Source organism: Rhodococcus sp. P4_B6 (assembly GCF_056402215.1).
This window is the reverse complement of the sequence record NZ_JBFUHV010000017.1, coordinates 99,925-110,015: the sequence shown is the minus strand read 5'-3', so window position 1 is coordinate 110,015 and position 10,091 is coordinate 99,925. Positions and strand designations below refer to the sequence as shown.

9 protein-coding genes are annotated in these 10,091 nt (G+C 67.5%); 7 read left to right on the top strand and 2 right to left on the bottom strand.

Annotated features, from left to right (window positions below; genetic code table 11):
- A partial coding sequence (locus AC1DWT_RS11405; protein WP_477920615.1) for an MmgE/PrpD family protein occupies positions 1 to 1,266 on the top strand: 1,266 nt, incomplete at its 5' end.
- Between the two features lie 58 nt (positions 1,267 to 1,324).
- Here AC1DWT_RS11405 and AC1DWT_RS11400 read toward each other — a convergent pair.
- The gene (locus AC1DWT_RS11400; protein ID WP_072944483.1) at positions 1,325 to 1,603 is read right to left on the bottom strand and encodes a WhiB family transcriptional regulator; all 279 of its coding nucleotides are present in this window, start codon (positions 1,601 to 1,603) and stop codon (positions 1,325 to 1,327) included.
- A gap of 157 nt (positions 1,604 to 1,760) precedes the next feature.
- A complete protein-coding gene (locus AC1DWT_RS11395) occupies positions 1,761 to 3,092 on the bottom strand; it encodes an MFS transporter (protein ID WP_241031365.1) in 1,332 nt (443 codons plus the stop codon).
- A 211-nt stretch (positions 3,093 to 3,303) separates the two neighbouring features.
- Between AC1DWT_RS11395 and AC1DWT_RS11390 the strand changes: the two genes are divergently transcribed.
- From AC1DWT_RS11390 to AC1DWT_RS11365, 6 genes are read left to right on the top strand one after another with little or no spacing between them, the layout of a single operon-like run.
- A complete protein-coding gene (locus AC1DWT_RS11390) occupies positions 3,304 to 3,768 on the top strand; it encodes a MaoC family dehydratase (protein ID WP_037229976.1) in 465 nt (154 codons plus the stop codon).
- Positions 3,769 to 3,819: 51 nt separating this feature from the next.
- A complete protein-coding gene (locus tag AC1DWT_RS11385; RefSeq protein WP_477920613.1) occupies positions 3,820 to 5,769 on the top strand; it encodes an AMP-binding protein in 1,950 nt (649 codons plus the stop codon).
- 10 nt (positions 5,770 to 5,779) lie between these two features.
- Complete coding sequence (locus tag AC1DWT_RS11380; RefSeq protein ID WP_072944485.1) at positions 5,780 to 6,946, top strand: acyl-CoA dehydrogenase family protein; 1,167 nt, start codon at positions 5,780 to 5,782, stop codon at positions 6,944 to 6,946.
- 25 nt (positions 6,947 to 6,971) lie between these two features.
- A complete protein-coding gene (locus tag AC1DWT_RS11375) occupies positions 6,972 to 8,093 on the top strand; it encodes a CaiB/BaiF CoA transferase family protein (protein ID WP_206013783.1) in 1,122 nt (373 codons plus the stop codon).
- Between the two features lie 53 nt (positions 8,094 to 8,146).
- Positions 8,147 to 8,938: an enoyl-CoA hydratase/isomerase family protein gene (locus AC1DWT_RS11370; RefSeq protein ID WP_072944489.1), complete on the top strand. Its 792-nt coding sequence runs from the start codon at positions 8,147 to 8,149 to the stop codon at positions 8,936 to 8,938.
- Positions 8,935 to 10,089: a CaiB/BaiF CoA transferase family protein gene (locus AC1DWT_RS11365; RefSeq protein WP_206013782.1), complete on the top strand. Its 1,155-nt coding sequence runs from the start codon at positions 8,935 to 8,937 to the stop codon at positions 10,087 to 10,089. The genes AC1DWT_RS11370 and AC1DWT_RS11365 overlap by 4 nt, the downstream gene beginning before the upstream one ends.
- The last annotated feature ends 2 nt before the right edge of the window (positions 10,090 to 10,091 follow it).

The window sequence follows — 10,091 nt, the reverse complement described above, 5'->3', positions numbered from 1 at the left end:
TTCCTCGGTGGTGCGGGCGGTTCGGCGTCGATCATCGGGACGGGCACGAAGACGTCGGTACCCGGTGCGGCTTTCGCCAACGCCGAATTGGTCAACGCGCTCGACCAGGACGCGGTCCTGCCGCCCGGTCACGTGACCCCCTACGTGGTGCCCGGTGCGTTGGCGACCGCCGAGGCCCTGCACTCCTCGGGTGAGCGACTGCTCACGGCGATAGCGGTGGCGCACGAGATGTCGTACCGCATCGGCAAGGCCACCGACTATCTGCGCGACATCAAAGACGGTGTGGTGACCATTCCGAAGGTCATCGGCTACAGCAGCACGCTGTTCGGTGCGGCGGCCGCGATCGGCGTCGTCAAGGGGTTCGGCAATGAGACGCTGGCCGATGCGCTCGGGATCATGGGCTCGACGATGCCGACCAACACCCAGCGGGCATGGATGATGCACGCGCCGTCGACCACGATCAAATACCAGCTCGCCGGGGGTATGGCCCTGTCGGCCGTGACGGCCGCGAGCCTGGCCGAACTCGGGCACACCGGTGACCACCAGATGCTCGACGACCGCGAGTACGGTTTTCCCCGATTCATCGGGACCTCGCGCTGGGAGCCGGCGCCCATCACCGCGGGTCTCGGGACGGAGTGGACCTTCACCCCGTTCCAGTCGTTCAAGCCGTATCCCCACTGCCGGGTGATGCACGCGCTGTTCGATGCCCTCACCGAGATCATCGAGGTCAACGACATCAAGCCCGACGAGATCGAGGCCATCAACGCCTGGGGCGAGAGCTTCGTGATGCAGCCGGTGTGGGTCAACGAGACCATCCGCAATCCGCGTGACGCGCAGTTCAGCATGACCCACGGCCTTGCCCTCGCCGCCCACCGGATTCCCCCCGGCAAGGACTGGCAGACGCCGGAAGCGGTCCTCGACCCGTCCGTCCTCGAGCTCACCACGAAGACGACTTTTCAGGAACACCCCGACTACACCGCGGCACTGGCGAGCAACCCGGCCGCACGCCGATCGCGCATCGAGGTCCATGCGCGCGGCACCCGGTTCTCCGGCGAACGCGGCTACCCCAAGGGCAGTCCATCCCCCGACCCGGTCACCTACATGACCGACGACGAACTGATCGCCAAGTTCCGCCACAACATCGACGGAGTAGGAGTAGTGGGCGACGCGGACGCGGACGCCGTCATCGAGGCCGTGTACGACCTCGAGAACGTCGACGACATCTCGACAATCCTGAATCGGTTGCAGCCCAATACCGCTGACTGATCGGATCGGTACACAGCGCCGCCCTTGCCGGAGACTGGCGAGGGCGGCGCCGATGTGTCTACCGCTGCCAGCGGCTCCACTTTCTTGCAGCGCCGAGTTCCCTCGGGGTCAATCCGCCCCACACGCCGTGTTGTTCGCCGAAACGGATGGCGTACTGACGGCATTCGTTGATCACCGGGCAGCGTCGGCAGATGTTCTTCGCGATACTCTCGCGCTGAAGTTGCGAATTCCTATTGTCCTCGTCGAGGTAGAAGACGGCGATATCCATGCCGCGGCACCGCGCACGCAGCCGCCATTCCTCCGGGGTGGCTTCCAGTGCGGCGTGCGATGCTGTCACGGGACGCGCTCCGATCGTTCGACGAGTACAGTTAAAACATAATATATTGAATGCCGGAAAGGGGCAGCGGCTCGAGATAACTCCGACGGGACAGACGTTTGTGCGCAGTACTCCTGGCTGCTGCCGGAAGTACTGCGCACATCGGATCGCCTGTGGGTCAGCGGGTGACGCGGAGGCGCTCGCGATCACGCGCCGGGTCGGCGAGAATCAGCGCGAGAACCGCGACGACGGCACCCACGATGCCCAGGCACTGGAACGCCGCCTGGTACCCGTCGATCTTGCTTGCCGAGGCGTCGACGACGATCCCCATCGACCACGGTCCGATGATCCCGCCGATCGCTTGCAACGCGAAGAAGGCGCCGATCACGCCTGCTGTCTGGCGCGGCGGGCACGTCGCGATCACCGCGGCATTGAGCAGCGGGAACACCGCAACGACCAGCCCGTACGCCACCGAGACCGCGCAGACCGCGAGGATCGGGGTCCCCAGGGCCGGCAGGCTGAGCAGGAGCACCCCGGCGACGATGACGCCGACGCACGGCACGACCACGCGGACCAGGCGGATCGACAGGCCGCGGCTGATGCCGCGGTCGCTCAGCCAGGATCCGCCGACGAGCGTCGCGAGCCCGACGAAGCTCGGTGCCGCGAACAACGTGCCCGACTCGAGCCGCGAGTACCCCAGACCCTGCTCGAAGTACGACGGCAACCAGGTGAGCACGACGGTCATGAGTGCGTAGGCGCTCATCGCGACGAGGACGGCGGATACGAAGGTCTTCGATGTGAGCAGCCGCCGCCACGCGACCGCCGGCTCGCTGTCGGTGTCGTCCGTCGGCGTGTGCTTGCCGCCGACGGTGTACGGGCCGGGCCGCCAGGTCAGCAGCCACGGGATGCACCACAGCGTGGTTGCGAAAGCGAGCACGAGGATGGCTGCTCGCCACCCGTACTCGGCCACCACGAGCGCGAGGATCGGGACGACGAGCATTTTGGCCAGCATGCTTCCGCTGATGATGAGTGCGCTCGGCAGACCCCGCTTCGCGGGCGCATGCCATGAATAGGCGGCGGTGTGCAGCAGCGCGGATGTCGGCCCTTCGGTGAGGCCGAGGAGCATCCGGCTCGCCAGCAGCACGGCGAATGTCGACCACACGACCAGCGGCAGCATGACGACGCCCCACAGCACGGCGATGATCGCGATGGACCACCGGAGCGCGAGAACCTTGTTGATCGGCCCGGCGAAGAAGCCGCCGAAGCTGAAGGCGAGGAAGAACATGCTGCCGGTGAAGCCGATCTGCGACGCGCTCAGTCCGAGGTCTTCACTGAGCGGTTGCGCTATGAGGCCGAACACCGCCTTGTCGGACGCATTCATGAGGTACAGCACCACGAGCATTCCTGTGATGCCCCAGGCTGTGAGTTTGCGCGGTTCTGGTGTCGGTTCGGACTTGGGGACTTGCTTGGGCGCGAGGTCGGTCATGAGGTCTTCTTCGGTGTTGTTCACGTAAGGGCGTCCTTCAGTCTTGTCTGCGGGATCACACCGTCGACGCTGTGTGTTATGCATCATATACTATTCACCAATAGATGGACTTGCGCAATGCATCAGGCACTAAACATTGCAGCCTTGCGTGCATAATATATTTCTTCTACAGTGAGGCTACGCACTGCAGCGATCGACGGTCGTACTCGTCGTCGCTCGAGAGAAAGGACGTCACATGCCGGGTCTGTACTTCGAGGAATTCGCACCGGGAATGGTCATCGATCACGAGGTGCGCCGCACCGTGACCGAAACCGACAACGTCCTGTTCAGCACGATGACCTTGAACATGGCGCCGCTCCACCTGGATGCGGAGTACAGCAAAGACTCCATCCACGGGCAGCGTTTGGTGAACAGCCTGTTCCTCCTCGGCCTCGTTGCCGGTATCTCGATGCACGACACCACCTACGGGACAACCCTTGGCAACCTCGGCTTCGACTCGATCAAGTTCCCCAAGCCGGTGTTCCACGGTGACACCATCCACGTGCGCACCGAGATCGTGTCGGCCCGGGAATCGAAGAGTCGCAACGACTCCGGCATCGTCACGTTCCGCCATTACGGCATCAACCAGCGCGACGAGATCGTGTGCGACGCCACCCGCGTCGGCCTGATGCTCAAGAAGTCGGCCGACGCGCAGGCCTGATCGCTCACCCCGACCCGACCACCGACAGCCCCAGACGAGGAGAACACAGACATGGGCGACAGTAGCCGGCCCGAGGAGATGGCCTGGATTCCCGGCCCCGCGGTACGTGAGCGCTCGAGGCTGCTCGCCGCGATGAAGAGCTGGGGATTCGGCGCCGATGCCGCCGCCGTCGCCGAGTTGGGCCGTCGCGCCGTCGCCGACCCCGACTGGTTCTGGCGCGAGGCGCTCGCCGACCTCGACGTCGAGTTCTCGGTTCCGTTCGACCGTGTTCTCGACGAGTCCGACGGCAAGGAATTCCCGAGATGGTTCCCGGGTGGCCGGATCAACGTCGCCGAACTGGCGGCCCTCCGGCACGCCCGTGGTGACCTCGCCGGCAAGACCGCGGTGGTCTACGAGGGCGACGGGGGACAGCGGCGCACGCTGACCTTCGCGGAGCTCGGGTCGGAGGTGAGCCGGTTCGCGGCGCACCTCGCGGGCCTGGGAGTGCGCCGCGGGGATCGGGTGGTGCTGTTCATGCCGGTCGTGCCCGAGGCGGCCGTGGCCTTCCTCGCCATCGCGATGATCGGCGCGGTCGCGGTACCCACGTTCAGTGGTTRCGCGCCCGACGCCCTGGTCACGCGACTGCAGGATTCGGACGCCGTGCTCCTGGTGACCGCCGACGGCACGACCCGTCGCGACAAGGTCGTCGAGATGAAGGCGACCGCGGACGCCGCACTGGCGCAGGCGCCGTCGGTCCGCTCCGTCGTGGTGATCCGGCATTTGGGCACCGACGTGCCGATGCAGGCCGGCCGCGACGTCTATTACGACGAACTGCCCGCGGATCCGGACCCTGTCGACGTGGCGGACACCGAGTCGAACGACGCGCTGACGATCGTCTACACGTCCGGCACCACGGGCAGGCCGAAGGGAATCGTGCACTCGCACGGCGGTTTCGCGGCCAAGACCGCGGTCGACTTCGCCTACGGCTTCGACGTGCACGCCGACGACGTGGTCTCCTGGATCACCGACCTCGGCTGGCTCGTGGGCCCGATGCTCATGACCGGCCCGCTGCAGCTCGGCGCGACCATCGTGATGATCGAGGGCCTGCCCACCCATCCCACACCGAATCGTATGTGGGAGATCGTGAACCGCAACGGTGTCACCGTGCAGGGCATCGCACCGACGGCGGCACGCGCACTCAAGGCGGCGGGCGACGGCAGCGCTCCGGCGATGCCGACCCTGAAGACGTTCGTCTCCACCGGAGAGGCATGGGACGAGCCGACCTGGTTCTGGCTGTTCGACGAGGTCGGCGGGCGAGAGCGCGCGATCGTCAACTACAGCGGCGGCACCGAGGTCGGCGGCGGCATCCTCGTCGGCTACCCGTTCCTGCCCGCCGCACCGGCGGCGTTCACTGGACCACTGCCCGGCGTCGATGCCGCCGTGCTCGACGACGACGGCACGCCCGTCGTCGGCCGGATCGGCGAACTCGCGGTGCTCAACACGTTCCCTGGAATGACGCACGCCTTCTGGCAGGACCGGGACCGCTACCTGGACACCTATTGGAGTCGCTGGGACGGCGTCTGGGTGCACGGCGATCTCGCGAGCGTCGATGCTGCCGGCATGTGGCGGATCCACGGCCGCTCGGACGACACGATCAAGCTCTCCGGGCGCCGCGTGGGGCCGGCCGAGATCGAGGCGGCGCTGCTGCGTGACAACCGGATCACGGAGGTCGCGGTGATCGGCGTGCCGGACGAGATGCGCGGTCAGCGTGCGGTGGCGTTCGCGGTTCTGCGTGCCGACGGTGTCGACAACGACGACCTGCAGGCGACGGCGCTGGCGAATGCGGGGAAATCCTTTGCGCCCGAAGTCTATGCGGTGCCGACGCTGCCGAAGACGAAGAACGGAAAGATCATGCGCCGCGCCATCCGGTCGCGGTTCATCGGTGCCCCGATCGGCGACATGTCGTCGCTCGACCCGGCGACGCCGCTCGAGGACATTCCCGTGTACGCGGGCGAAGACTAGGAGTACTGAGATGGCAGATTTCGACACCGAAAGCAACATCGAGATCGTCCGCAAGGCGACTCGCGAGCTGGCACGGAAGTTCGACAACAACTACTGGCTCGACAAGGACAACAAGCACGAATACCCCTGGGATTTCATCAAGGCGTTCGCGGACGGGGGCTGGCTCGGCGCGATGATCCCGGAGGAGTACGGCGGAATCGGCCTGGGTCTCCAGGAGGCCGCGGTGATGATGGGCGAGATCGCCTCCTCCGGCGGCGGTATGAGCGGTGGCTCGGCGATCCACTTCTACGTCTTCCCGCCGGCGCCGATAGTCCGGTACGGCTCGGAGGAGATGAAGAAGAAGTATCTCCCAAAGCTGGCCTCGGGTGAGATGCTCACCGCGTTCGGCATCACCGAGCCGACCGCCGGCGTGGACACGTCCCGTATCAAGACCAAGGCGACCAAGGTCGACGGCGGCTGGGTCATCAACGGCCAGAAGGTGTTCATCACCAACGCTCAGAACGCGCACCGCATCCTGCTGCTTGCCCGCACGTCGCCGCGGCGTGACGACAAGCCGCTGCACGGGATGACGATCTTCTTCGCCGAACTCGACCCCAAGCACGTCACGATCCGCGAGATCGACAAGCTCGGGCGCGCGGCCATCGACACCAACGAACTGTTCATCGACAATCTGTTCGTGGCCGACGAGGACGTGGTCGGCGAGGTCGACAAGGGCTTCTACTACATCATCGACGGACTCAACCCCGAACGCATCGTCGTCGCGATGGAGGGCATCGGCCTCGGTCGCGCGGCGCTCGAGATCGGCACCGAGTACGCGAAGAACCGGGTGGTGTTCGATCGCCCGATCGGCCAGAACCAGGCCGTCGCCCATCCGCTCGCGGACTCGTGGATCCGTCTCGAGGCCGCCGAGCGGATGGCGATGCACGCCGCGAAGCTGTTCGACGACAAGCAGGAGTGCGGGCACGAGGCCGCGGCGGCGAAGTACCTCGGCGCCGAGGCCGGCTTCGAAGCGTGCGACCGGGTGTTCTCGACACTGGGCGGTTACGCGTACGCGAAGGAGTACCACATCGAGCGGCTGTGGCGGGAGGTGCGACTCCTGCGCAACGCGCCGTTCTCGCAGGAGATGGTGCGCAACTACGTCTCGCAGCAGGTGCTCGGCCTGCCGCGGTCGTACTGAGCCCCACTTACGAAGGAGTGTGACGATGACCGGTCCGCTGGCTGGAGTCCGGGCGCTGGTGCTCGCGGGAATGGGTCCGGTGCCGTATGTCTCGATGCTGCTCGCCGACATGGGAGCCGATGTGGTGCGGGTGGTGCGGCCCCCGAACCGGTCGGCCCGCGCCCTCAGCCAGACGGACGGTCTCACCGAGGAAGTCGACGTCGTCAACCGCGGCGTCGACGCGGTGGCCGTCGACCTCAAGGACCCGGCCGGACGTGAGAGTGTGCTGCGCCTGGCCGAAGCCGCGGACGTCTTCATCGAGGGATACCGGCCCGGCGTGACCGAACGGCTCGGGCTCGGACCGGACGAGGTGATGGCACGCAACGATCGCCTCGTCTACGTGCGCTTGACCGGCTACGGACAGACCGGTCCGCGGTCGCGGGACGCCGGACACGACATCAACTACGTGGCGCAGTCCGGCGCGTTGCACGCCATGGCACGGTCCGACAGTGCGCCGCGGCCGCCGATCAACCTGCTCGGTGACTACGCGGCGGGCGGCGCCATGGGCGCGTACGGCATTGCGTGCGCCCTGGTCTCCGCCGCCCGAACGGGGCGGGGGCAGGTGATCGACGCGGCGATGGTCGACGGCGTCGCGGCCCTGACCGCCAAGCTGCAGGGTCTGCGCGCCGCGGGCCTCTACTCGGACGATCCGGGGACGAACTTTCTCGACTCCGGAGCACCGTTCTACGACACCTACCGGTGCGCGGAAGGCGGCTACATCGCCGTCGGCGCGCTCGAACCCGACTTCTACCGGGAGTTCACCTCGCGGCTCGGCCCCGATACCGACGACTGGCCCGACCAGAACGACCGCGCCGCGTGGCCGCATCTGCGCAAGCTCATCGGCGACGCTGTCGAGCGCCGCACCCGCGACGAATGGGAGAAGGTATTCGCGGGTACCGATGCCTGCGTCACCCCGGTGCTCACGTTCGACGAGGCCGCCGTGGATCCCCACAACACCCAGCGCGGCGTGTACCGGACCGTCGGCGGTGTCCTGCATCCGATGCCCGCGCCGCGTTTCAGCGGCACACCCGCTCGCGAACCCGAGACGCCGCGGGTGGGCACGGTCGCGACCGCGGATGTCGCGTCGCGGTGGGACGTCGGCGCCTGACCGAGCTGCCGGCGCACCGATCGACCCGAGAATTTCCCAGGAAGGAAGCAACAGTGACCAGCTACGAGGACTTCACGTCCGTGAAGGTAGACCGCCCGGAAGAAGGCATTCTCCGCATCATGCTGGACGGGCCGAACCTCAACGCGGTGGGCCCGGACGCGCACCGCGAGCTGGCCGACATCTGGCCGGTGATCGGTCTCGACCAGTCGGTGCGCGTCGTGGTCATCCGCGGCGCCGGCGACCGGGCGTTCTCGGCGGGAGGCAGCTTCGATCTCGTCGAGGCCATGATCGGCGACTACTCGTCGCGGACCCGGGTGATGCGTGAGGCACGCGACCTGGTGCGCAACATCATCGAGGTCCCGCAGCCGATCGTCTCCGCAATCAACGGACCGGCCGCCGGTGCCGGCCTCGTGGCCGCGCTGCTCGCCGACATCTCGGTGGCGGGCCGCCGCGCGAAGATCGTCGACGGCCACGTCCGGCTGGGTGTCGCCGCCGGGGATCACGCGGCCATTTGCTGGCCGCTGCTGACGAGCATGGCGAAGGCCAAGTACCACCTGCTCACCAACGAGGTGCTCACCGGCGAGGAGGCGGAGCGGATCGGCATGGTGTCGCTGTGCGTCGACGACGACCAGGTGCAGGACCGGGCGATGGAGATCGCGCGGAAGCTGGCCGCCGGCTCCCGGACCGGGATCCAGGGCACCAAGATGGCGCTCAACGGCTGGTACCGACAGGCCATGCCGATCTTCGACGCCTCGCTGGGCTTGGAGTTCTTCGGTTTCGGTGGTCCGGACGTGGTCGAGGGCGTGTCCTCGTTCCGCGAGAAGAGGGAGCCGAAGTTCACGTGACCGCAACCGAACAACGAACGCAGGGTCCGCTGGCCGGCATCACCGTGGTCGGGCTGGAGCAGGCGATCTCGGCGCCGCTGTGCACGCGCCACCTCGCGGACCTCGGGGCCCGGGTGATCAAGGTGGAGGCCCCTGGCTTCGGCGACTCGACGCGCGCCTACGACTCCGTCGTCGGCGGGATGTCGGCGCACTTCACGTGGCTGAACCACGGCAAGGAGTCGGCGGCGCTGGACCTCAAGTCCGCAACCGACCTGGGCACCTTCCTGAACATTCTCGCCACCGCCGACGTCGTGGTCAGCAACCTCGCGCCCGGCGCGCTCGACCGGTTGGGAATCGGTACCCGGGACCTCTCGCGTGACTACCCGCGGCTGATCGTCGTGGACATCTCCGGCTACGGCAAGGGTGGCCCCCTCGACCACAAGCGGGCCTACGACCTGCTCATCCAGGCGGAGGGCGGCTCCTGCAGCATCACCGGCGCACAGGGGCAGCCGGCCAAGCCGGGCATCCCGGTGGCCGACGTCGGCACGGCGCTGTACGCGTACTCCGCCGTGCTCGCCGCGCTCTACGACCGGGAGCGGACCGGCAGGGGAGCGGTCATCCCGATCGCCATGCTCGACACCGTAGCCGAGATGATGGGGTTCGCCCTCAATCAGGTGATCCACGCCGGCACCGAGCCGGTGCCCGTCGGTATGGGCTCACCGATGATCGCGCCCTACGGCGCGTACCCCACCTCCGACGGGCAGACCGCGGTGCTCGGGACCACAAACGACCGCGAGTGGGGACGCCTCGCCGAGATGATCGGCCGGCCGGAACTCGCCGACGAACCCCGATACGCGCACAACGACACTCGCGTCGAGGCGCGTGACGAGCTGGACGCGGTCGTGGGGGCGTGGTGCGCCGAGCACACGCTTGCGGAGATCCAGAAGACGGCGGACGCCGCGGGGATCGGCAACGCCCGGCTCAACAGCGTGCGCGACCTGGCCGAGCACCCGCAGCTCGTCGAGCGCGGACGGTGGCGCGAGGTGGGTACCCCGTCCGGCCCGGTGCCTGCGCTGCTGCCGCCCGCGGTGGCCGACGGGTGGCCGGTGCGCAGCGGCGCGGTGCCCGCCCTCGGCGCGCACACCGACGCCATCAGGGCCGAATTCGAGTAGGA

What these genes read in the sequence shown, in the direction of transcription:
- AC1DWT_RS11390 (WP_037229976.1), top strand. Translation starts at nt 3,304, where the DNA reads ATGCCGGGTCTGTACTTCGAGGAATTCGCACCGGGAATGGTCATCGAT.
- AC1DWT_RS11380 (WP_072944485.1), top strand. Translation starts at nt 5,780, where the DNA reads ATGGCAGATTTCGACACCGAAAGCAACATCGAGATCGTCCGCAAGGCG.
- AC1DWT_RS11375 (WP_206013783.1), top strand. Translation starts at nt 6,972, where the DNA reads ATGACCGGTCCGCTGGCTGGAGTCCGGGCGCTGGTGCTCGCGGGAATG.